General features: G+C 74.8%; 14 protein-coding genes and 1 tRNA gene. 3 read left to right on the top strand and 12 right to left on the bottom strand.

Annotated features, from left to right (window positions below):
* Positions 1-164: 164 nt before the first annotated feature.
* Together SNE206_RS05310 and SNE206_RS05305 are read left to right on the top strand one after the other, a co-directional pair.
* Positions 165-995 (top strand): ABC transporter ATP-binding protein, encoded by an 831-nt coding sequence (locus SNE206_RS05310; RefSeq protein ID WP_407912168.1) that lies wholly within the window; start codon positions 165-167, stop codon positions 993-995.
* The gene (locus SNE206_RS05305; RefSeq protein WP_407912167.1) at positions 989-3,430 is read left to right on the top strand and encodes an ABC transporter permease; all 2,442 of its coding nucleotides are present in this window, start codon (positions 989-991) and stop codon (positions 3,428-3,430) included. Before SNE206_RS05310 ends, SNE206_RS05305 begins: the two co-directional genes overlap by 7 nt.
* A gap of 162 nt (positions 3,431-3,592) precedes the next feature.
* Here the strand turns inward: SNE206_RS05305 and SNE206_RS05300 are convergent.
* From SNE206_RS05300 to SNE206_RS05260, 9 genes are all read right to left on the bottom strand, one after another.
* Positions 3,593-3,666, bottom strand: a tRNA-Thr gene (locus tag SNE206_RS05300).
* Positions 3,667-3,768: 102 nt separating this feature from the next.
* Positions 3,769-4,428, bottom strand: coding sequence for a leucine efflux protein LeuE (leuE, locus tag SNE206_RS05295; RefSeq protein ID WP_407912166.1), 660 nt, complete (start codon positions 4,426-4,428; stop codon positions 3,769-3,771).
* A gap of 78 nt (positions 4,429-4,506) precedes the next feature.
* The gene (locus tag SNE206_RS05290) at positions 4,507-6,099 is read right to left on the bottom strand and encodes an alpha/beta hydrolase (protein ID WP_407912165.1); all 1,593 of its coding nucleotides are present in this window, start codon (positions 6,097-6,099) and stop codon (positions 4,507-4,509) included.
* 205 nt (positions 6,100-6,304) lie between these two features.
* Positions 6,305-7,465 carry a hypothetical protein gene (locus SNE206_RS05285; protein WP_407912164.1) on the bottom strand — a complete coding sequence of 387 codons (1,161 nt, stop codon included), beginning with the start codon at positions 7,463-7,465 and terminating at the stop codon, positions 6,305-6,307.
* Between the two features lie 145 nt (positions 7,466-7,610).
* Complete coding sequence (locus SNE206_RS05280) at positions 7,611-8,822, bottom strand: DNA polymerase III subunit delta' (RefSeq protein ID WP_407912163.1); 1,212 nt, start codon at positions 8,820-8,822, stop codon at positions 7,611-7,613.
* A gap of 71 nt (positions 8,823-8,893) precedes the next feature.
* Positions 8,894-10,225 carry an acyltransferase family protein gene (locus SNE206_RS05275; RefSeq protein ID WP_407912162.1) on the bottom strand — a complete coding sequence of 444 codons (1,332 nt, stop codon included), beginning with the start codon at positions 10,223-10,225 and terminating at the stop codon, positions 8,894-8,896.
* Between the two features lie 173 nt (positions 10,226-10,398).
* A complete protein-coding gene (tmk, locus tag SNE206_RS05270) occupies positions 10,399-13,635 on the bottom strand; it encodes a dTMP kinase (protein WP_407912161.1) in 3,237 nt (1,078 codons plus the stop codon).
* A gap of 129 nt (positions 13,636-13,764) precedes the next feature.
* Positions 13,765-16,632 carry a type I DNA topoisomerase gene (topA, locus tag SNE206_RS05265; protein ID WP_407912160.1) on the bottom strand — a complete coding sequence of 956 codons (2,868 nt, stop codon included), beginning with the start codon at positions 16,630-16,632 and terminating at the stop codon, positions 13,765-13,767.
* A gap of 602 nt (positions 16,633-17,234) precedes the next feature.
* On the bottom strand, positions 17,235-17,753 hold the full coding sequence (locus SNE206_RS05260; RefSeq protein ID WP_407912159.1) for a hypothetical protein: 519 nt from the start codon (positions 17,751-17,753) through the stop codon (positions 17,235-17,237).
* Between the two features lie 402 nt (positions 17,754-18,155).
* Between SNE206_RS05260 and SNE206_RS05255 the strand changes: the two genes are divergently transcribed.
* Positions 18,156-18,791: a hypothetical protein gene (locus tag SNE206_RS05255; protein WP_407912158.1), complete on the top strand. Its 636-nt coding sequence runs from the start codon at positions 18,156-18,158 to the stop codon at positions 18,789-18,791.
* Between the two features lie 84 nt (positions 18,792-18,875).
* Here the strand turns inward: SNE206_RS05255 and SNE206_RS05250 are convergent, their stop codons facing one another.
* The 3 genes from SNE206_RS05250 to SNE206_RS05240 form a co-directional block, all read right to left on the bottom strand.
* Positions 18,876-20,411 carry a methyltransferase gene (locus tag SNE206_RS05250; protein ID WP_407912157.1) on the bottom strand — a complete coding sequence of 512 codons (1,536 nt, stop codon included), beginning with the start codon at positions 20,409-20,411 and terminating at the stop codon, positions 18,876-18,878.
* Between the two features lie 146 nt (positions 20,412-20,557).
* Positions 20,558-21,307: a hypothetical protein gene (locus SNE206_RS05245; RefSeq protein WP_407912156.1), complete on the bottom strand. Its 750-nt coding sequence runs from the start codon at positions 21,305-21,307 to the stop codon at positions 20,558-20,560.
* A gap of 331 nt (positions 21,308-21,638) precedes the next feature.
* Complete coding sequence (locus SNE206_RS05240; protein WP_407912155.1) at positions 21,639-22,061, bottom strand: ATP-binding protein; 423 nt, start codon at positions 22,059-22,061, stop codon at positions 21,639-21,641.
* Positions 22,062-22,081: the final 20 nt, after the last annotated feature.

The following is a 22,081-nucleotide window of genomic DNA, read 5'->3' as shown; positions in this document are numbered from 1 at the left end:
GCTATCAAGCGCCCATCGGCCCGGGGCCGTTCGAACTGGCCGGATCTATCGGCGCGATATAGGGGCATGCCGTAGAAGTAAAGACCGCGTGCTGTCGGCCTGGTCCGGGGTACGCCGGCCCGGACCGACCAGCGGGCTGACGCACCTCTATCGAAGGCGGGAATGTGTTCGACAAGAAGAAGAGTGGACCCGGCGCACCGGTGACCGGCTCCGCCGTCGTCAGCCTGGCCGCGGCGTGCAAGAGCTACGGCAGCGGCGACAGCCAGGTCGTCGCGCTCGACGACGTCACCCTGGACTTCCCGGCGGGCACCTTCACCGCGATCATGGGGCCGTCCGGCTCCGGCAAGTCCACCCTGCTGCAGTGCGCGGCCGGCCTGGACCGCGTCGACTCGGGCCACGTGTCACTGGCCGGGGCCGACCCGTCCCGGATGTCCGAGACCGCGCTCACCCGGCTCCGCCGCGACCGGATCGGCTTCATCTTCCAGTCCTTCAACCTGCTGCCCTCGCTCACCGCGCGGCAGAACGTCGAACTGCCGCTCAAGCTGGCCGGCCGGCGGCCCGATCCGGCCGAAGTGGACCAGGTGCTGGCCGGCGTCAACCTCACCGGACGCGCCGGACACCTGCCCAGCGAGCTCTCCGGCGGCCAGCAGCAGCGCGTGGCGATCGCCCGCGCCCTGGTGACCCGGCCCGAGGTGCTCTTCGCCGACGAGCCGACCGGCGCCCTCGACACCAAGACCTCCCGCGACGTGCTGGCCCTGCTGCGCCGGATCGTCGCCGAGAACGGGCAGACCATCATCATGGTCACCCACGACCCGGTCGCCGCCTCCTACGCGGGCCGCGTCGTCTTCCTCGCCGACGGCCGGGTGGTCGACCGGATCACCGACCCCACCGTGGACGCGGTCGCCCGCCGGATGGCCCACCTGGAGCCCGACGACGCCGACGCGGCCGGCGGCGACGAGCAGGCCGCGAAGACGCCGGAGGGCGCACCGTGCTGAGCATCGCCCTCGCCACCGTCCGCACCCGCTGGGTCAGCTTCGTCGGTGCCTTCATCGCCCTGGCGCTGGGCACCGGCATGATCGCGATGATGGCGCTCGCCCTGACCGCCACCATCGGCACCCCCCACGAAGGCCCGCAGCGGTTCGCGCAGGCCCGCACCGTCGTCGTCCCCGCCGATCCGCGCGGCGACCCGATGGAGCTGCCGGCCGCCGTCCCCGCCGCGGCCGTCGCCAGGGCCGCCACCGCCGGCACCGTCACCGAGGACCGCACCTTCGACGCACCGTGGAAGGACGGCCCGTCCGAGGCCGTCGGCCACGGCTGGTCGGCCGCCGCCCTGACCCCGTACACCCTGACCGCGGGCCGGGCGCCCTCCGCCGACGGCGAGGTGGTGCTGACCGGTGCCGCCGCCGACCGGGTGGGCACCGAGGTCCTCGTCGCCACCCCGGCCGGGCCCCGGCCCTACACCGTCAGCGGCGTCACCCCGGCCACCTGGTTCGAGGACGCCGTCTTCTTCACCGACACCGAGGCCGCCCGGCTCTCCCCCGCCGTGAACGCCCTCGCCGTGCAGGGCGACGCCGCCGCCGTCCGGGCAGCCGTCGGCACCGGGCAGCTCGTGCTGTCCGGCGACGACCGCAGCCAGGCCGACCCGGACCCGTCCGGCGGCGCGGACGCCCTGATCAACGCCCAGTCGATGGCGGCCACCACCGGCGGCATCGCGGTCTCCGTCGCGGTGTTCATCGTGATCGCGACCTTCGCCTTCGTGGTCGAGCAGCGCAGCCGCGAGCTGGCCCTGCTCCGGCTCGTCGGCGCCACCCCGCAGCAGGTCCGGCGGATGGTGATCGCCGAGGCCACCCTCATCGGCGTGGCCGCCGCCCTCGTCGGCTGCGTCCTCGGCCCGGTCGGCGCCGGGCGGCTCAACACCTGGATGGTCGACAACGGCGTCGCGCCGAGCTGGTTCCACATCGGCCTCAACCCGATCCCGCTCGTCATCGCCTTCCTCATGGGTGTCGGCTCCGCCCTGCTCGGCGCGGCCGCCGTCGCCCTGCGCGCCTCCCGGGTCCGCCCGGTCACCGCCCTCCGCGACTCCGCGGCCTCGACGAAGGTCATGACCCCGATCCGCTGGATCCTCGGCATCGGCCTGCTGGCCGGCGCCGTCGTCACCGGCTGGAGCATCGCCGGCGACAGCCCCACGTACGCGGTCAACCCCCGCAAGTACGGCATGGTCCCGCTGCTGTACGTCGGCGGCCTCGCCCTGCTCGCCCCGGTCCTGCTGCAGCCCGTCGCCCGGATCGCCACCTGGCCGCTGTCCCGGTTCGGCGCGGGCCCGCTGATCGTCCGCCAGAACACCCTGAACGGACGCCGCCGCACCGCCGCCACCGTCACCCCGATCGTGGTCGCGGTCGGCCTGACCGCCGCCATGATCTGCATGCAGGCCGCCGGCGACCACACCAAGGTCGACCAGGTCCGCCAGCAGACCAGGGCCGACTACCTGGTGCTGCCCGCCGGCGGGAAGACCCTCGACCGGTCCGCCACCGCGGCACTCGCCGCCCTGCCCGGCGTCCGCGCCGACGTCGTCGGCTCCGCCCACGTCTACATCGGCACCGAGGACGGCAAGGTCGTCGACTCGCTCAACGGCCAGGCCGTCGCCCCCACCGCCCTCGGCTCCGCCGGCGTGCTCAGGCCCCGGGTGCTCGAAGGCTCGGTGGACCACCTCGGCGACGACTTCATCGTCATCGACCGGAAGACCGCCGAGGGCAACGACCTGACGCTCGGCCAGACCCTCACCGTCTGGATGCCCGACAACACCTCCACCAAGCTGAAGATCGCCGCGATCGTCCAGACCGGCCTGGCCGGCGACGACACCTACCTCTCCGCCGACCGGGCGTCCGGCGCCCTGCCCACCCGGGCCTGGCTCCGCTTCGACGCCGGCACCACCCCCGACGGCGTGGCCGCCGCCCTCAAGGACCAGGCCGTCCGCGTCGCCCCCGTGCCCGTCTACTTCGACACCCTCACGTCCAAGCTCAAGGAGGACACCAAGACCGCCGCGACGGTCATCCTCGGCATCTCCGTCGGCTACTCGCTGATCTCCGTCGCCAACACCCTGGTGATGGCCGCGGCAGGCCGGCGCCGCGAACTCGCCGCCCTCAACCTCGCCGGCGCCACCCGCGCCCAGACCCTGCGCGTCATCGCCGCCGAGGCACTCCTCGCCACCGTCATCGGCACCATCCTCGCCGCCGTCGCCGGGGCCGCCGTGATCGCCACCCAGCGGCTGTCGCTCACCGAACTGATCGACGGCGTCCCGGTCATCGTCCCGTGGGGCTCCACCTGGCAGGCCGTCGCCCTCTGCGCCGCCACCGCCGTGGTCGCCGCCGTCCTCTCCGCCTGGAACACCACCCGCGGCCGCGCCATCGAGATGGCCGGCACCCGCGACTGACCCGCACCGCACAGCATGGAGGGGGCTGGCACCGCCGGCCCCCTCACGGCTGTCTCCGCCGACCAGCCGGTGCGGTCGCGCCACCGGCACCCGCCCACGTCCGTCGCGCGCCGGGAAGCACAAAACCCCAGGTCACGGCGAGTGAGTCCTGGGGTTTCGCAGAGCCGCCTGCGGGATTCGAACCCGCGACCTACGCATTACGAGTGCGTTGCTCTGGCCAGCTGAGCTAAGGCGGCACCGTTGCCGGGTGGAGCCCGACCGTGAGGTCGAGGATCGCATCGGCAACGCGGGCAAGTCTACACAGTTTCCGGGGGTGCTCCGTACCGGCCCGGTGCGGGTCAGGCGGAGGAGACGGCGAGCTTGGCGGCGAAGCCGGCGAAGAGCAGGGCGACGCTGCTGGTGAGGCCTGCGGAGAGGCGCTTGCGGCGGCGGAAGGCCGTGGCGAGCGTCGTACCGGCCATGATCAGGACGGAGAGGTACAGCACGCTGAAGCACTGCAGGATGCCGCCGAGGAGGGCGAAGGAGAAGACCGGCTGCCCGTAGGCCGGGTCGACGAACTGGGTGAAGAAGGAGAGCAGGAAGAGGATCGCCTTCGGGTTGAGGAGGCTGATCACGAGGGCCCGGCGGAAGGGCCGCTCGGTGCTCTCGGGGGGTGCTGCCGTGTCGGGGGCGGCGGGCCCGGCGGCCGCGCGGCGTTCGCTCCACAGCTGCCGGGCGGACCGGAGCATGCCGAAGCCGATCCACAGCAGGTACGCGGCGCCGCCGAACTTCACCACGGCGAAGACCGCGGGGTTGGCCTCCAGCAGGGAGGAGGCGCCGAGCGAGGTGAGGCTGATGAGGGTGAAGTCGCCGACGAAGACGCCGGCGGCGGCGCGGTAGCCGGTGCGGACGCCCTTGCGGGCGGCGACGGAGAGGACGTAGAGCGAGTTCGGGCCGGGCAGCACGACGATCAGCAGGGCGCCGAGGACGTACGTCGCCAGGTCGTTGACTCCGAGCACGGGGGCGCTCCTGTCGGGACGGGCGGACACGGGGGGCGACTCATGCTAGCCGCCAGCAGCGTCCTCCTTCGACGGGGATTACTTGGCGCAGTGCGTCCCGTCCTCCGGGGCTTCGCCGCCGAGGAGGTAGCGGTTGACCGCGCCGTCCACGCAGGTGTTGCGCCGCCCGTACGCGGTGTGGCCGTCGCCGTCGTACGTGACCAGCCGGCCGGACTCCAGCTGGGCGGCCAGCGACTGCGCCCAGGCGTACGGGGTGGCGGGGTCGCGGGTGGTGCCGACGACGACGATCGGGGCGGCGCCGGCCGCGGGGACGGTGTGGGGTTCGCCGGTCGGCGGGTGCGACCAGTAGGTGCAGGAGAGCGCCATCCAGGCCATGTCGCGGCCGAAGTGCGGGGAGGCCTGGGCGAAGTCCTGCTCGGCGGCGCGGGCGCCCTCGGGACCGGTGAACGGCGCGGGCAGGTCGAGGCAGTTGACGGCCATGTTGGCGGCGATGAGGTTCGGGTAGCTGCCGTCCGCGGCGCGCTCGTAGTACTCGTCGGAGAGGGCGAGGAGCGCGGTGCCGTCACCGGCGACGGCGTCGGTGAGGGCGCTGCGCAGCTGCGGCCACAGGAATTCGGCGTACATCGCCTGGATGACACCGGTGGTGGCCTGCGCCTCGGTGAGCGGACGGCCGGAGTCGGTCGGGAGGGGCTTGGCGTCGATCGACGCGAAGAGCTCGGTGAGGCGGCGGCCGACCTCCTGCTCGGTGCTGCCGAGGGGGCAGCCGTCACGGCCGGCGCAGTCCTTGGCGAAGGCGGCCCAGGCGGTCTCGAAGCCGCCGGCCTGGGTGCGGTTGCCGGCGCGGGCGTCGAGCGAGGGGTCCATCGCGCCGTCGAGGACCATGCGGCCGACCTTGTCCGGGTAGAGGCCGGCGTAGGTGGCGCCGAGGAACGTGCCGTACGACTTGCCGAGGTAGTGCAGCCGGTCGTCGCCGAGGAGGGCCCGGAGCACGTCCATGTCGCGGGCGGCCTCGACGGTGGAGACGTGGGCGAGCACCCCGCCGGACCCGTCCTTGCAGGCGGCCGCGAACTCCTTGTCGACGGCGACGAGCGCGTCGACCTCGGCCTGGTCGTCGGGGGTGATGTCGGCGGCGGCGTAGGCGTCCATGCGGGGGCCGCTCAGGCAGCGGACGGGGGTGGAGCGGCCGACGCCGCGCGGGTCGAGGCCCACGAGGTCGTAGGCGGCGCGGACCTGGGGGTCGTAGGTGCGGGCCACGCCCTCCAGGTAGTCGACGGCGGATCCGCCGGGGCCGCCGGGGTTGAGCAGCAGCGAGCCGAGCCGCTTGCCGCCGGGGGTGGCGGTCTGGCGGGCGGCGGTCAGGGTGATGTCGCCGTCGCCGGGGTGCTCGTAGTCGAGCGGCACCGTGAACTCGGCGCACTGGAACTCGCCGTCGCAGGTCTTCCAGTCGAGTTTCTGCGCGTAGTACGGGGCGAGCGCGGCCGGGACACCGGTGGGCAGTGGCTCCAGCGGGGCGGCGTTCGAGACGGGGAGGGTGCCGTCCGCGGAGGGGGTGGAGGCCTGCGGGCCCGGTGCCGGGGAGCTGCCGGAGGTGCAGCCCGCCAGGAGCACGGCGGCCGCTGCGGTGGCGGCCAGCACGGCGGTGGTGGGGCGGGTCCGCCGGGTGGCTCGCATGGTGTGGGTCTCCCTCGGACGCTGCACGGTGCTGCACGGTACGGACGGCGGTCGTGCACGGTGGCGGTGCGGCTGTCCGGGGCCCGGCGGTGATCGCTCGGGCGTTCCCAGCGTATCCGGCACCGCCCCGGTGACCGGCCCGGCGACACCCGCCCGACGGCGGAACAGCGACGGCGGAACAGCAACGGCGGAACGCCGGCGGCCCTCAGCCGGCCTTGGCCGGGGCCGGGGCCGGAGCCGGGCCGAGGCTCTCGGCGAGGTACTGGACGGCCACCCGGACGAGCCGCAGTCGCTCCCGCTCGTGCGTGTAGTCCTGCACGATGTCGGAGATCCGGACGTCGGCCCGGGCCGCGGGGCCCTTGCCGTCGTGCAGGGCCGCCCGGAGGCCCTTGGCGGCGGTGACGCCGGCGCCGTCGGCCTTGGCGGCGGCGAGCAGCAGGCGGGTGGTGGCGTCGGCGGGCGCCTCGGCGCCGGTCTCGGCGAGGGTGGGCGCATCGTAGCGTCCGGAGACGGCGGCGGCGGCACCGTACAGGTCGGGCCGGGCGAGGCCCGCGGCGGCGGCGCACGGCGCGCCGGCCTCGATGCCGAGCACGCCCCAGCCGCCGGGGCCTGCGGGCAGGGTGCGGAAGGCGGCCTCGACGGCGGTGCGCAGCGCGCCGTCGTCGGCGACGGCCTGCGGGGCGGCGGCGACCAGCTCGCAGGGGCGTTCGGTGCCGCTGGGCGCCTCGGGGGCGACCACGACGAACGGGCGGGCCCGGCCGAGGGCGACGGCGGAGGCCACGCCGTCGAAGACGTCGGGCAGTTCGGCGTCGGCGGTCTTCCGGGGGGTGCCGGAGTGCAGCACGATCACGGGGAACCTGGCCTGCCGGTCGGTGCGGTACTGCGCGGGCAGCCAGACCCGGACGGTGCGCGGGCGGCCGTCGGGGCCGGCCACCTGTGCCTCCAGGAGGTCGCCGTCGGCGGGGTGGCCGATGGAGGTGAAGGCGGTGACGACGGGCGGCAGGGCCCGGGCGCCTGTCGGTGAGGGCGAGGTCGAGGTCTCGGGTGCGGCCTGCGGGACGGTGGCGGGCGCGGACGGCGGCGGCGCCGTGTCGACGGCAGACCCGGCGGGGCGGGCGCCGAGCACCCGGTCGACCGCGTGCCGGTACGGCAGGGTCGCCGCTCCGAGGGCGGCGGCCAGGGCGGCGGCGAGGGCGAGGCAGAGCACGGAGGCCCCCGCCCTGACCAGGACCGGCCGGTGGGGCACGGCGAGCTCGTAGGTGCGGGCGGAGCGCACGTCGCGCCAGCGGGTGAGCGCGGAGCGGCCGAGCCAGAGCCCGGCCGCAGCGGCCGTCAGCAGGGGTACGACGAGGAGCGGACGGGGCATGGGCGCACCACCTCGGGAGGAGTACGGTCGCCGGACCACGGCGTTCGGACCGACCGTCCACAGGGTGCACAACGGGCCGTGCGGGGTGACGCGGGCCGGGCGGGCGCGGTCCGACGTTCACTCGAACGAGCGAGGTGACGCGGGGTCAGCCGGCCCGGAGCGCGAGGGTCATGGCCTCGACGGCGAGCAGCGGGTCGACGTTGCGGTCCAGCGCCTCGCGGCAGGCCAGCACGGCCTCGATGCGGCGCAGGGTCGACTCGGCGGGCCCGGCGGCGGCGATCCGTTCGAGGGCGGGGCGCTGGTCCTGGTTGGCGAGGCGGCCGGCGGAGCCGAGTTGCAGGGCGAGCACGTCGCGGTAGAAGCCGAGGAGGTCGAGCAGGGCGACGTTCAGGGTCTCGCGGCGGGTGCGGGTGGCGCGGCTCTTCTGGCGCTTCTCGAGTTCCTTGACCGCACCGGCCATGCCGCGCGGGGCGCGGGTGCCCTCCGAGGCGCCGTAGGCGGCCCTGAGGTCGTCGGTCTCCTTGGCGTCCTGGGTCTCGGCGAGCGCATCGGCGTCGGCCTTGGCCGTGTCGACGAGCCGCTGGGCGGCGGCCAGGCAGCCGCCCACGTCGGCGACCTCCAGCGGGATGCGCAGCACGTCGGCGCGGCGGGTGCGGGCCTCCTCGTCGACGGCGAGGCGCCGGGCGCGCCCGATGTCGCCCTGCCCGGCCAGGGCGGCGAGGTGGGCGGCGGCGGGTTCGACGCCGTCGCGGCGCACCAGCATGTCGGCGACGGCCTCGGCGGAGGGCGTCCGCAGCACCAGCAGCCGGCAGCGGGAGCGGATGGTGGGCAGCACGTCCTGCACGGAGGGCGCGCAGAGCAGCCACACGGTGCGCGGCGACGGCTCCTCGACGCCCTTGAGCAGCGCGTTGGCCGCGGATTCGGTGAGCCGGTGCGCGGCATCGACGAGGATGACCGACCAGCGGCCGCCGGTGGGGTAGCTGGCGGCGCGCAGCACCAGGGCGCGCATGTCGCCGACGCCGATGGAGAGGCCGTCGGTGCGGACGTACTTCACGTCGGCGTGGCTGCCGGAGAGCACGGTGTGGCAGCCGTCGCAGAAGCCGCAGCCGGGGGTGCCGCCCATCGCCAGGTCGGGGCTGGTGCACTGCAGGGCGGCGGCGAAGGAGCGGGCGGCGGTGGTCTGGCCGGCGCCGGGCGGGCCGGTGAACAGCCAGGCGTGGGTCATCAGCGAGGCGTTGCCGCCGGGGGCGGCCGCTCCCTCGCGGCCTGCGGCGGCGATGGCGTGGGCGGCGCGGGCGGCCGCGGACAGCTGCTCGACCACGCGGTCCTGGCCGACCATGTCGTCCCACACGCTCACGCCGTACTCCCTGCCCTGCCCGTGCGGGCCCGCGTCCGGGCCCGGGCCGTGCGCCGGGTCCGTCGTCGAGCCTAACGCCCCACGCCGACACCGTGGCCGGACACCGGCTCGCGAACGGGTCCGCCCCGGTCCGCGGCGCCCTGGCCATCGGGGCTGCGGCCCGCACCGGCCCGGTCGTCGGGGTTCACGCTCCCCCGGTCTGCGCCGTTGCGGTCGGCGCCGTTGCGGTCGGCACTGTTGCGGTCTGCGCCGTTGCGGACGGCGCCGGCAGGGGCGGCGCCGTTCCGCGGGGCCGGCAGGTGCAGCCGGACCTCGGCGAACGAGGCCGCCAGCCGGGGCTTCATCCACCGGGCGGCCGGCCGCTCCACGTACCGGTGGACCAGCCAGGAGGCGCCGGTCATGGCGACGAGCAGGCCGCCCGCCAGCAGCCAGGGGTCGACCCGGTGTCCGAAGCGGGTGATCATCTCCCAGCCGATGTACTCGTGCAGGAGGTACAGCGGGTAGGTGACGGCTCCGGCGGTGGTGAGCCAGCGCCAGTTCACGCCGCGGAACCAGTCGAGGGCGACGCCCGCCATCAGCAGGTAGAACACGGCGAGGACGACCACCAGGCCCCACTCCGGCACCGGGTAGCCGGCCTGCGCGGCGACGAAGCGGTACGTCGGCAGCACGGCCCGGCAGCCCGCCAGGAAGGTGAGCCCGACCAGCAGCCAGAGCATCAGGTTGGGGCCGAAGCGGCGCATCAGGTAGTACGCCAGGCCGCCGATGAAGAACCAGCAGTACTCGGGCATCGCCAGCACCTGCAGCAGCTGCTCGCCCGGCGCCGCCTCGGCGAGCACGCCGGCCGCCGCCCACAGCAGGCAGAAGGCGAGCACCCGGTGGTAGGTCAGGCCGAGGGCGACGACCACCGCGAAGATCAGGTAGAACCGGCCCTCGACCCAGAGGCTCCAGTAGACGCCGTCGACGTACGGCGCCCCGAGCGGGTACTCCATCATCGTGAGGTTGGTCAGGACGTCCCGCATCGCCCGCGGCTCGGTGCCCCCGGGGACGGCGGCGACCACCGCCGTCGTGGCGAGCACCCCGAACCAGTACGCGGGGAACAGCCGCACCACGCGCGAGCTGAGGAAGTCCGACGTGGAGCGGCCCCAGCAGCTCAGGCAGATGACGAAGCCGCTGATCAGGAAGAACAGCTGCACGCCCATCCAGCCGTAGGCGGCCGGCCGGTACAGCACCGGGAATATCTCCCCGCGCGGCCGGCCCCAGTCGGAGCCGAACGCCACGTAGTGGTAGACGACGACCAGCAGCACCGCGACGAAGCGCAGCCCGTCCAGCACCGGCAGCCGGCCACCGGGGGCACGGGCGGCCGGCGGGGCGGCGACGGGCGGGGCGGTGGCGACGACGGTCACGGGTGCGGGCTTCCCTCGGGCAGGCTGGCGGACGGCGGACGGGCACCGCAGTCTCTCAGACCACGGTGCCCGCCCATCGCTCCGGCATGCGCCACCCGATCTGACGGCCCGTCGGGCGACTTCCCGTCAGCAGACGAACGACCCCTGCGCCGCAAGGCGCCCGGCGGGGTACGTCAGTCGCGTCGGCGCTTGCGTCCCCAGCCGCGCTGACCCCGCTGCGCATCGTCCACGGCGCCGGCCTCGCCCTCGCCCTCGTCCTCGGCCGACTCCCAGCTGGCCCACTCGTCGCGGGATCCGAGCAGGCTGTCGGTCAGGCTCGGCAGGTCGTCCATCGGCGTCTCCTCCGCCCAGGCGGGGCGCGGCCGGTCGACGGGCGTCAGCTCGCGGGTGGTGTCCGCGGGCGGCTCCTCCCGCCACAGGCGCGGCGGCACCCGGTCACCCGGGGCGGGGGCGACCGGCGGCAGCACCGCGGTCTCGTCGACGGTGGGCAGCACCGCCGTCTCGTCCGGCCGGGCCGCGGCCTTCCTGGGCGCGGGCTCCGCCTTCGGCAGCACCGCCGTCTCGTCGACGGCGGGCACGGCCGGCAGCACCGCGGTCTCGTCGACGGCCGGCACGGCCGGCAGCACCGCGGTCTCGGCCGTGCGAACGGCCTCCCGGCGCTCCCGTGCGGAGATCTCCTGCGTGGTCTCCTCGTCCGGCACCTGCGGAAGCTCCGCGGTCGGTGCGTGGGCCGCAGCCGCAGCGGCGGCAGAAGCGGCAGAAGCAGCGGCAGCGGCGGCCTCCGACTCGGCCTGCAGCCGCGCCTCCTCCGCCCGCTGGAGCGCCTCCTCCGCCCGGCGCCGCTGCTCGGCCCGCTGGAGTTCACGCTGGCGCTGGAGCTCGGCCTGGGCGGCGTTCTCCGCCTCCAGGCGCTCCCGCGCGACGGCCTCGGCGCGCAGCCGGGCCTCCTCCGCCCGGCTGCGGGCGGCCTCCTCCTCGGCCCGGCGGGCAGCCTCGGCCTCGGCCCGGAGCCGCGCCTCCTCGGCGGCCTTCCGCGCCTCCTCGGCAGCGGCCCGTTCGGCCTCCAGCCGTGCGAGGCGGTCCTTCTCGGCCTGCTCGGCGCGCAGCTCCTCCAGGAGCGCCTGCCGCTTGCGGTCGGCCTCGGCGGCCTCGGCGGCCTTCCGGGCCTCCTCGGCGACGCGGCGCTCGGCGGCCTCGCGGGCGAGGCGCTCCTGCTCGGCCTGGGCGGTCCTCTCCTGCGTGGAGAGCGGCAGCTCGCGGTCGAGGCGGTGGCGGATCGCCGTGGTGACCTGCTCGGGCTGCCGGGCGGCGTCGACCACGAGGTACCGGGCCGGATCGGCGGCGGCGAGCGCCAGGAATCCGGAACGCACCCGGACGTGGAACTCGGTGGGCTCGGACTCCAGCCGGTCGAGCGCCTCGGTGAAGCGCTCGCGGGCCGCGGCCGGGTCGACGTCCAGCACAACGGTCAGGTCGGGGACGAGGCCGCCGGTCGCCCAGCGGGAGATCCGGGCGATCTCGGTGGCGGCGAGGTCGCGGCCGGCGCCCTGGTAGGCGATCGAGGAGTCCATGTAGCGGTCGGTGATCACCACGGCGCCGCGGGCCAGCGCGGGACGGATGACGTTCTCGACGTGCTCGGCGCGGTCGGCGGCGTAGATCAGCGCCTCGGCGCGGTGCGACAGGCCGGTGTTGCCGACGTCGAGCACGAGGCCCCGCAGCCGCTGGCCGACGGGGCTGCCGCCGGGCTCGCGGGTGAGCACCACCTCGTGGCCCTTGGAGCGGATCCACTCGGCGAGGGCCTGGGCCTGGGTCGACTTCCCGGCGCCGTCGCCGCCCTCCAGGGCGATGAACCAGCCGGTGCCGGTGCGGTGCGGCGCGGGCTCCGCACCGGCCCGGAGGGCCTGGTAGAGCTCCTTGCCGAACGGCGCGACACCCCGCCGGTCGTCCGTGCGCAGCAGGACGACGGCGGCCAGCACCAGGGTCAGCAGGCCGGCGGTGGAGACGGCGAGCGCCGCACCGCCGTGGATGAAGGTGAAGCTGCCGGGCCCGACCTCGCCGAGCTCGACCTCGCCGTACGCGGCGGCGATCAGCGGCACCCCGATCAGGGCGGCGCCGACCACGGCCCGGAGCACGGCGTACAGGTGCTCGGTGACCTTGGGCAGCCGCGCCTCCTCGACCTCCTGGGCGAGGAGGGCGCGGCCCACCGAGATCGTGAGTCCGGCGGCGAGGCCGGCCAGCACGGTGAGCAGCAGCACGAGGACGAAGTCCAGGACGAGCCCGGCCAGGATCAGCGCCACGCCCTGCACGAGGAGGGCGAGGGCCAGGAGCCTGCGCCGCGGGAAGGCCGGCAGGGTCGCCCGGGTGAGCCGGATGCCCGCGGCGGGCGCGAGTGCGGCGGCAAGGACGATCGTGCCGTAGCCGATCGGGCCGGCCCGGTGCTCGACGGCCGTGAGCAGGCCGAGGGAGGCCACCCCGGCCATGGCGGCGTAGGCGGCGGCCACCGCGAAGGTGAAGTACGGGGCGGAGCCGGTGCGGCCCTTCGTCAGCGCGGGGCCGGGTGTGGCGTCGACCGGCGCGCGCAGGCCCTGCAGCGGGGAGTGCGGCGCGGTCGCGGTGCCGGCGGGGAGCTCCTGGAGGAAGAGGAGGACCGCGGAGGCGGCGAACAGCAGGCCGGAGCCGACGGCGGCCGTGGTCACCTGGTGGCTGCGCAGCCAGTCGGAGCCGACGGCGGCGACGACGTTGTTGACCAGGGTGAAGGCGACGAGGGCGGTCGCGGCGAGGGGCACCGTGCCCCAGCCCGTACGGGCGTCGAGGGTGCGGACGGCGTCCAGGCTCGCGGGGGCCGGCCGGCGCTTCTCGGCGGGGGCGTAGGGGTCGGCGGCCGGCAGCAGCGCGGGGACGGCCGCGGCCTTGGCCACCGTCCAGACCCGCTCGGCGGCGCCGGCCAGGAAGACCGTGCCGAGGAGGGCCCAGGTGGCCGCGTCGGCGGTCCAGGTGGTCCACCAGGGGGCGGCGGCGATCAGCGCCGCGCGCAGCACGTCCGCGCCGATCATGGTCCAGCGGCGGTCGAGACGGCCGCCGACCAGGGCGTGGACGGGCCCGAGCAGCGCGGCGCCGAAGATCACGGTGGCGAGCAGCCGGGCCGCGAAGACCGCGGCGACGGCGAAGGCCAGGGCGCGGTAGCCCTCGCCGAACTGGCGGCCCAGTACTGCGGCGACCACCGTCAGCGGGACGAGCACCAGCAGCGCCAGGCGGTCCGCGGTGCCGCCGACGAGTTGCGCCGTCCACAGCCGTCGGTAGGGTCGCAGGCCGAGCAGTGTCCGGGCCCGCTCACCCGGTGTCCCGGCCGGCGGCACCTCCGGGCGCTCGGACGGGGCGGTGCTCGTGCCGGTGGGCTGCTCCTCACTCGTCATACGGTCAGCGTAGCGGTCGGGCGCTACGCCCAAAGGGACGAGTGGGGTTCCGGAAGCCCGTCATGACAGGGTTGTGACGCACCGCGGGCCCGCACCCCGGGGGGAACGGGCCCGCGACGGGTGTCCGTCTCAGCCCTCCTCGGGCGAGGACGCGGCGGTCCTGCCCGCGGTGGTCTTCCGCGCGGTGGTCTTCTTCGCCGCCGTCGCGGTGGTGGCGGTCTTGGCCGTCGCCGTCTTCTTGGCGACCGTCTTCTTCGCCACCGTCTTCTTGGCCGCGGCCGTCTTGGCCGGCGCCTTCTTCGCGGGCGCCTTCTTGGCCGTCTTCTTCACCGGCCCGCGGGCGCGCTTCTCGGCGAGCAGCTCGTAGCCGCGCTCCGGGGTGATGGTCTCGACCTCGTCGTCCTTGCGGAGCGTCGCGTTGGTCTCGCCGTCGGTCACGTACGGCCCGAAGCGGCCGTCCTTGACGACGACGGGACGCTCGCTGACCGGGTCGTTGCCGAGCTCCTTGAGCGGGGCGGCGGCAGCGGCGCGGCCGCGCTGCTTGGGCTGGGCGTAGATGGCCAGCGCCTCGTCGAGGGTGATGGTGAGCAGCTGGTCCTCGCTGGTGAGCGACCGCGAGTCGGTGCCGCGCTTGAGGTACGGGCCGTAGCGGCCGTTCTGCGCGGTGATCTCGGCCCCCTCGGCGTCGTTGCCGACGACGCGGGGCAGCGAGAGGAGCCGCAGCGCGTCCTCCAGGGTGACGGTGTCGATCGTCATCGTCTTGAAGAGCGACGCCGTGCGCGGCTTGACCGCGTTCTTGCCGGTCTTCGGGGTGCCCTCCGGGAGCACCTCGGTGACGTACGGGCCGTAGCGGCCGTCCTTGGCGATCAGCGGGTTGCCGCTCTCCGGGTCGGTGCCGAGGGCGATCTCGCCGCTGGGCTTGGCGAGGAGCTCCTCCGCCAGCTCGACGGTGAGCTCGTCCGGCGGCAGGTCGTCGGGGACGTCGGCGCGCCGGCCCGGCTCTCCCTCGGCGACCGAGGCCTTCTCGACGTACGGGCCGTAGCGGCCGACGCGCAGCGTGATGTCCTCGCTGAGCGGGAAGGAGCTGATCTCGCGGGCATCGATCGCGCCGAGGTCGGTGACGAGCTCCTTGAGGCCGCCGAGGTGGTCGCCGTCGCCGTTGCCGGCCTCGGCGGCGCTGCCGGCGACGGCCGCGCCCTCGCCCGCACCGAAGTAGAAGCGCTTCAGCCACGGCACGGACTCGGCCTGGCCGGCCGCGATCCGGTCGAGGTCGTCCTCCATCTTGGCGGTGAAGTCGTAGTCGACCAGTCGGCCGAAGTGCTTCTCCAGGAGGTTGACCACCGCGAAGGAGAGGAACGACGGGACGAGCGCCGTGCCCTTCTTGAAGACGTACTTGCGCGCGATGATCGTGTCGATGATCGACGCGTAGGTGGAGGGGCGGCCGATCTCGCGCTCCTCCAGCTCCTTGACGAGCGACGCCTCGGTGTAACGGGCCGGCGGCTTGGTGGCGTGGCCCTCCGGGTTCAGCCGCTCGGCGGCCAGCGGGTCGCCCTGGGAGACCTGCGGCAGCCGGCGCTCGCGGTCGTCGAGCTCGGCGTTCGGGTCGTCGGCGCCCTCGACGTAGGCCTTGAGGAAGCCGTGGAAGGTGATGATCTTGCCGGAGGCGGAGAACTCGGCGTCCCGGCCGTCGGCCGACCGGCCGCCGACCTTGACGGTCACCGACTGACCGACGGCGTCCTTCATCTGGGAAGCGACGGTGCGCATCCAGATCAGCTCGTACAGCCGGAAGTCGTCACCCGCCAGGCCGGTCTCGGCGGGGGTGCGGAAGCGGTCGCCCGACGGGCGGATCGCCTCGTGCGCCTCCTGCGCGTTCTTGACCTTGCTCGCGTAGACCCGCGGCGCGTCGGGCAGGTAGTCGGCACCGTAGAGCTGCGTGACCTGCGTGCGGGCCGCCGTGACGGCCGTCTCCGACAGCGTCGTGGAGTCGGTTCGCATGTAGGTGATGAAGCCGTTCTCGTACAGCTTCTGCGCCACCTGCATGGTGCGCTTCGCGCCGAAGCCCAGCTTGCGACTGGCCTCCTGCTGGAGCGTGGTGGTGCGGAACGGCGCGTACGGCGAGCGGCGGTACGGCTTCGACTCGACGCTCCGCACCGCGAACGACGTCTGCGCCAGGCCGGCGGCCAGCGCGCGGGCGGCCTGCTCGTCGAGGTGCAGCGTGTTGGCGGTCTTCAGCTGACCGTCGGCGCCGAAGTCGCGGCCGGTCGCGATCCGCCTGCCGTCGACGGCCGACAGCCGGGCCCCGAAGCTCTCCGGGTTGGCGGCGTCCGCGGCGGCGCGTCCGGTCGAGAAGGTGCCGATCAGGTCCCAGTACGAGGCCGAGCGGAACGCGATCCGCTCCCGCTCCCGCTCGACGACGAGCCGGGTCGCGACGGACTGCACGCGGCCCGCCGACAGCTTCGGCATGACCTTCTTCCACAGCACCGGCGAGACCTCGTAGCCGTAGAGGCGGTCGAGGATGCGGCGGGTCTCCTGGGCGTCGACCAGGCGCTGGTTGAGGTCGCGCGGGTTGCGGACGGCCTCCTGGATGGCGTCCTTCGTGATCTCGTGGAACACCATGCGGTGCACCGGCACCTTGGGCTTCAGCACCTGCTGCAGGTGCCACGCGATGGCCTCGCCCTCGCGGTCCTCATCGGTGGCGAGGAAGAGCTCGTCGGACTCCTTGAGCAGCGACTTCAACTTGGTGACCTGCGACTTCTTGTCCGCGTTCACCACATAGATCGGGGCGAAGTCGTGGTCGACGTCGACGCCGAGGCGACGCACCTCGCCGGTGTACTCGTCGGGGACCTCGGCCGCCGTGCCGGGCAGGTCGCGGATGTGCCCGACGCTCGCCTCGACGATGTAGCCGGGGCCAAGGTAGCCCTTGATCGTCTTCGCCTTGGCCGGCGACTCGACAATGACGAGTCGCATGCCGTGCGCGGTCTCGCTGCTCGGGGACACCTTCGCTCTTCTCTCCCGGTCGTTACGTGTGCTGGCGGCGCGGGCAGCGGGGGAGGCGATCCGCCTGTCCCGTCCGCCGTCCTGGCTGTCGCTGCGCGACGCCCACCAGCGGAGTGTGACCGTACCCTGGCCACCCTTGTCAAACGGACGGTTCCTGCTTTTTCACCGGCAAGGCCGACCTACGCCACTCGAACGGTAACCCGACGACGCGGCCGCGCGCCCCGTGGAGGGGGCTCCGGCGGCCCGCCGAGGCCGAATCCGGACGCGCCATGGACCGAATTCCCGCCATCCGGCACTCCTGCGCACCCGTACCGTACCTGCAGCGATGCATCCGGAGCGGCTCCGCGTGGCAGCTCCGCAACCGATCCGGGCAGGATCCGGGGCACGTGCGCCCCCGCTCCCGGGCGGATCCCGGACGAATCCGAGGCAGATCCCGGGCGGGTCCGGGGCGGGTCCGGGGCGGAAACGCGCCACCCGTGGGGCACCGCCCACGGCACGGCCCGCCGTGCACGCGGCGTGCGGCGCACCGTCCGGAGGCACCCGGGCCGCCGCACCCGTGCGCCGGACGGCCCGCCGCGGACGGCGCCGCCGCCGGGAACCGGTCAGTGCGCCAGCAGCGAGGCGAAGAGGCTCAGGCCGCCCGCGAGCGCGGCCGTGCCGAGCAGCGCCCAGAAGATGTCGCTCCCCATCGCGGGGAGGATCTCCGTACCCGCCAGCACCACCCGGCTGGGGCGGCGCGCGTCGTACCTGACCTGCACGATCGCCCCCGGCACCAGCCGTGCGGGGCGGCGCAGCGGGGTGGTGCCCCGCGGGCGGGCCAGCACGGCCTCGGCGGCCCGCACCAGGTGGGCGCCGCCACTGTCCGGGACGTCGTGGACCGGCAGGATCCCGACCGCGGGAAGCACGGTGTAGGAGAGCAGCGGCGCACTGTCGAGCTCGCCGTACGTGTCGCCGTACAGCTCGCCGAAGGGCTCGCCGTCGGCGACCACCCGGGCGGTGGCCGGTATGCCGTGGCGGCGCAGGTGGTGGCGAAGGCGCAACTCGGCGGCGCACCACAGCAGCAACGCGCTGCCGAAAAGGGTCAGAACCGCCCCTGCCGCAACCGCCGTCGGCGTCTCCACCGGTCCCGCCCCCTGCCTGCTCCGCCCCGCCCACAGCCTGTGGACGGGAGCGTGGCAGGCTGCGGACAACCCCGGACCGACGCTCGACGTACACCGGGGAACGGCCGGGATACGGGAAGGTGAACGACCCGCTGCCGAGTCCGCACGGCGGCGGCGACCGGCGGCGGCAATCGGCAGCGACCGGCGGCGACCGACGCCGGGCCCGGCCGGAGGCCCCGTCCGGAGGGGGCCCTCCGGGCGCCCGGGCAGCCGATCCCCGTGTCACCACCCCGACCCGCACGTAACGGCTCCGGGACGTGGTGTCACAGCCCCGCTACGGCAGGCCCGACGACCCGCGGCGGCGGGTAGACCGGAGGACGACACCAGGCCGGCACCGAACCGGCCGATTCCCGGGGGGCCGCCATGTCCGCACACCGTCTGATCGCCACCGCCGCCCTGCTCGCCGCCGCCACCCTGGCGCTGACCGCCTGCGACCCGGACGGCACCGGCCCGGACGCCGCCCCGCCCGCGGCAGGTACGACGGCCTCGACGACCGCCCCGGCGCCGGTCTCCCCCACCACCAGCACCGGCACCACCCCGAGCGGCACGCCGTCCGCCAAGGCCACCGTGAAGCCCAGTGCCGCCCGCAGCACCGACGCCAAGCCGTCCGGCACGGGCACACCCACCGCGGACTGCACCACCGCGGCCCAGCACCCCGGGCACAAGGTCGTCGGCGTCGTCGCCGCCACCGCCACCGGCGTCTCGGCCACGCCGACCCGTTTCGTCTGCGGGCCGGACATCGAGAACGACGGCTACTACGCCACCGCGGGCACCGCCCGCAGCTACGCGTTCGCCCCCGGCGCCACCGCCGAACTCTTCGCGATGGGCGGCGTCATGGCCCCGCAGCGGGTTCCGCTCACCGACTTCGCCGCGCACGCCGAGGCGTGCGCGCACAACACCACGGTCGCCGAGCCGTACGCCTGCTACGGCGGCTTCTACGACATCACCACCGACTCCGCCGGTCGTATCACCGCCGTCAGCGAGCTCTTCCACCCGTGACCGGGCGGAGCCAGGGCGGGGCCGGGGCGTAGCCGGCCGAACCTCCTGCCGGGCCGGGCCGGCCGGTCAGCCCGGCCAGGCCGGTCAGCCCACGAGCGGGGCCACGAACCCCTGCTCGGTGAGCAGCCGCAAGGACTCGGGCACCCGGTCCCGGAGGACCACCCGCTCCTCGTCCAGCAGCTGCGCGATCGCGTCGACGATGTCGCCGGCCGCCAGCGTCCCGTCACAGGCTCCGACGAAGCCCGCGGCGACGGTGTCCACCTTCGTCGCCCGCCGCATCCCGCGGTTGTGACGCAGGATCACGTGCTCCGGGTCCTCCGCGCCCGGCGCACCGACCTGCTCCTGCACCACCTCGTCGGCCAGCACGTAGCGGGCCGACAGCAGGGCGGCGTCGTCGTGCGCCTGCAGGAAGTCCTGCCGCGCGAACCACTCCTCGATGTGCGGCCCGAGGGGCTGCTCGACCGGGTGCGGCCAGTCCTCGATGCGGACGGTCGGCTCCGCCGCGCCGCCCGCACGCAGCGTGATCCAGCCGAAGCCGACACCCTCGACACCCGCCGCCTCGAACGCGTCCAGCCACTCGCCGTAGCGGGCCCGGTAGTCAGCGCCCCGGCCGAGGTGGTCGCCGCCGTCACGCAGCCACAGCTCCGCGTACTCGGCGATGTCCTGCACCTGACGCTGCACCACCCAGGCGTCGAGACCGGTCCCGGCCACCCAGCCGGCCAGGCGCTCGCGCCAGTCCTCGCCCTTGACGTGCTGCCAGTTGGCGAGCAGCTGGCAGTAGCCGCCAGGCTCCAGGTGCGCCGCGGCACCGCGGACGATGCTGCGGCACAGGTCGTCGCCGGCCATCCCGCCGTCCCGGTAGACGAAACGGCTGCCGGGGGAGATCACGAACGGCGGGTTGGACACGATCAGGTCGAACTTGCGGTCCGCCACCGGCTCGAACAGGCTGCCCTCCGCCGTGTCGACCTGGTCGAAGCCGGACAGCGCCAGCGTGAGCCGGCTGAACTGCAGGGCCCGCGGATTCAGGTCGGTCGCGGTCACCTGCTGGGCGTGCCGGGCAGCGTGCAGCGCCTGCACCCCCGAACCCGCGCCGAGGTCGAGCACGGACCGCGCGGGACGCCGCACCGCCAGATTGGCGAGCGTGGTCGACGCACCGCCGACGCCGAGCACCAGGTCCTTGCGCGCGACACCGCCCGAACTCCCGCCCGCCCCGATGCCGCCCGCCCCGCCCACCGCACAGCCGAGGTCCGACACGACCCAGGCATCCGCGCTCGGCAGACCGGCGACCTCGTTGGCGTACGGCCGCACGTCCACCGTCGCCCGTACCCCGTCGCCGTCCCGGACGAGCCACCCGTCGGCCAGGCAGTCGTCGACCGGCAGCGCCGCCGCGGCGGCGGCCTCCGGGACGGTCTCCTGCAGCAGGAAGAGCCGCACCAGGGTCTCGATCGGACTGCCGCCGCGGGTCGCCCGCAGGGCGGGTACGGTCTCGCTGCGCGCGAGCGCCGCGTAGGCGGTGGGGCCGAGCAGGTCGAGGCAGCCGTCCGCCGTGTACTGGGCGGCGAGCAGCGCCTCACGGAAGGCGGCGAGGCGGGTGGGGTCCGGAACTGGGCTCTTGGTCACCCCGCCATTGTCCCGCCGCCGGGGCGTGCCGCCGCATCCGTCCGGCGCGAGCACCCGAGACGCGCACCCGGCGAGGGCGCCCGGCGCGGGGCAGGCATGCCGTCACCAGCACCAGCACCGGCACGCCGGTGGTGGTGGTTGCCGGGTCAGCCCGAGGACTCGCTCGGGGAGGCCTCCGCGGACGCGTCGCCAGCAGGCTCCTCCGAGGTGGCGGCCGGTGAACCCGACGCACGGCCCGAGGGCGCCGACGAGGTCTTGCCCCCGGACGGCTTCGCCGACGGAGCCGCCGAGGCGCCGCCGGTCTCGGTGGCCTGGCCTTCGACCGCCGTGGCGGTGGCCTCGGACGGCTGCGGCGCGGCATTCGCCTTGCACCCCGCCTGGCGCTTCATCGCATCGCCAGCCTCGCCGGTCTGGAGCCGGTTCAGGCCCTGGGTGGACAACTGTGCGAGCTGCTGGACCTGGTCGCCGACGCTGCGCAGACCGTCCGCGAACCGTGCCTGGTCCGTCGTGGTCAGGGCGTCCAGCTTCTTCTGCGCGTCCTGGTAGCCCTGCCCCGCCTGACGGAGCTCGTTGACCGCGGAGGTCTGGGACGCGGCGCCGTCCTCCGACTTCGGGGCCCCGACCTTGGCGACGGCGTCCGCCAGACCGTTGTTGGCACCGGCGAGAGTCGCCAGGTCGGCCGACAGCCGCTTCTGCAGATCGACGGGGACCTCACCGGGGATGATCTTCTCGGTGTCGGCCAGGGCGACGCGCGACTGGCCTATCGGGCCCTTGGCGGCGTCGCAGACGCTCTTCGCCCACGTGTCGAGCTGCGCGGTGTTGTCGTCGCTGCAGGCGACGGGGCCGAACGCGAGCAGCGCGCCGAGCGCGGGTACGGTCAGCAGTCGCTTGTTCACCGGGTGGCCTTTCGGTCGCGGACGTCGATCTGCGAACCTACACGGCTGCCCGCCGGACGTGCTCCCACCGGTGGCACCGGCACCCGGAACACCCGAGGTCTGCTCTGCACACGGCCCGGACGCGCGCACAGGCCGTCGCATCCGAGCGGCACCACCCTGGCGGGCCAACCGCGCTCCTCAGGCGCCGCAGCCACCTGATGCCGGGGCTCCTGCCGTCGCCGCCCGTCCCTGCGTCGCATTGCGGTGGCATCACCGGATGTCCCGGCCGTCGCGAGGGCTGCACCACGGGGCCGTGGGCAAGCAGGTGCCCGGCGTGCAGGCGACGTGGGTGTCAGACCGCGACAGGCGCGGTGGAGATCGGCCAGCTCATCCGGATGACGCCGCCTTCGAGGCTGTTGCTGACCTCGACGTCCTCCACGAGCCCGGTGATCACGGCAAGGCCCAGCGCGTCGTCGTCGGCGCTGTCCGTGCCGCCGCCCGCAGCGGGGGCCGGCACCAGGGTCGGGCCGGCCTCGTCGGCGACCTCGATGAGGAAACGCTTCTCCTGCTCGGTGAGAGCGACGCGGATCGCCCCGTGGGCGTCCCCGCGCTGGTGCAGACCGACCGCACGGGAGCATGCCTCGCCGACCGCGAGCCGGACCTCGTCGAGCACCGACTCGTCGACCCCGGCGCGTCTGGCCACTGCGGCGGCCACCAGACGGGCCGTACGCACGTGCTCGGGAAGCGCGCTGAATCGAAGTTCGACGGTTGCCATTCCTCCCCCTCCGGGGTTGC

Source organism: Kitasatospora sp. NE20-6 (assembly GCF_045862635.1).
This window is presented reverse-complemented; position numbering and strand designations above follow the sequence as displayed.

Excerpts from the sequence above, each read along its gene's own strand:
- SNE206_RS05240 (WP_407912155.1), bottom strand. The coding sequence starts at position 22,061 with ATGGCAACCGTCGAACTTCGATTCAGCGCGCTTCCCGAGCACGTGCGT.
- tmk (WP_407912161.1), bottom strand. The coding sequence starts at position 13,635 with ATGACGAGTGAGGAGCAGCCCACCGGCACGAGCACCGCCCCGTCCGAG.
- SNE206_RS05285 (WP_407912164.1), bottom strand. The coding sequence starts at position 7,465 with ATGCCCCGTCCGCTCCTCGTCGTACCCCTGCTGACGGCCGCTGCGGCC.
- SNE206_RS05255 (WP_407912158.1), top strand. The coding sequence starts at position 18,156 with ATGTCCGCACACCGTCTGATCGCCACCGCCGCCCTGCTCGCCGCCGCC.
- SNE206_RS05290 (WP_407912165.1), bottom strand. The coding sequence starts at position 6,099 with ATGCGAGCCACCCGGCGGACCCGCCCCACCACCGCCGTGCTGGCCGCC.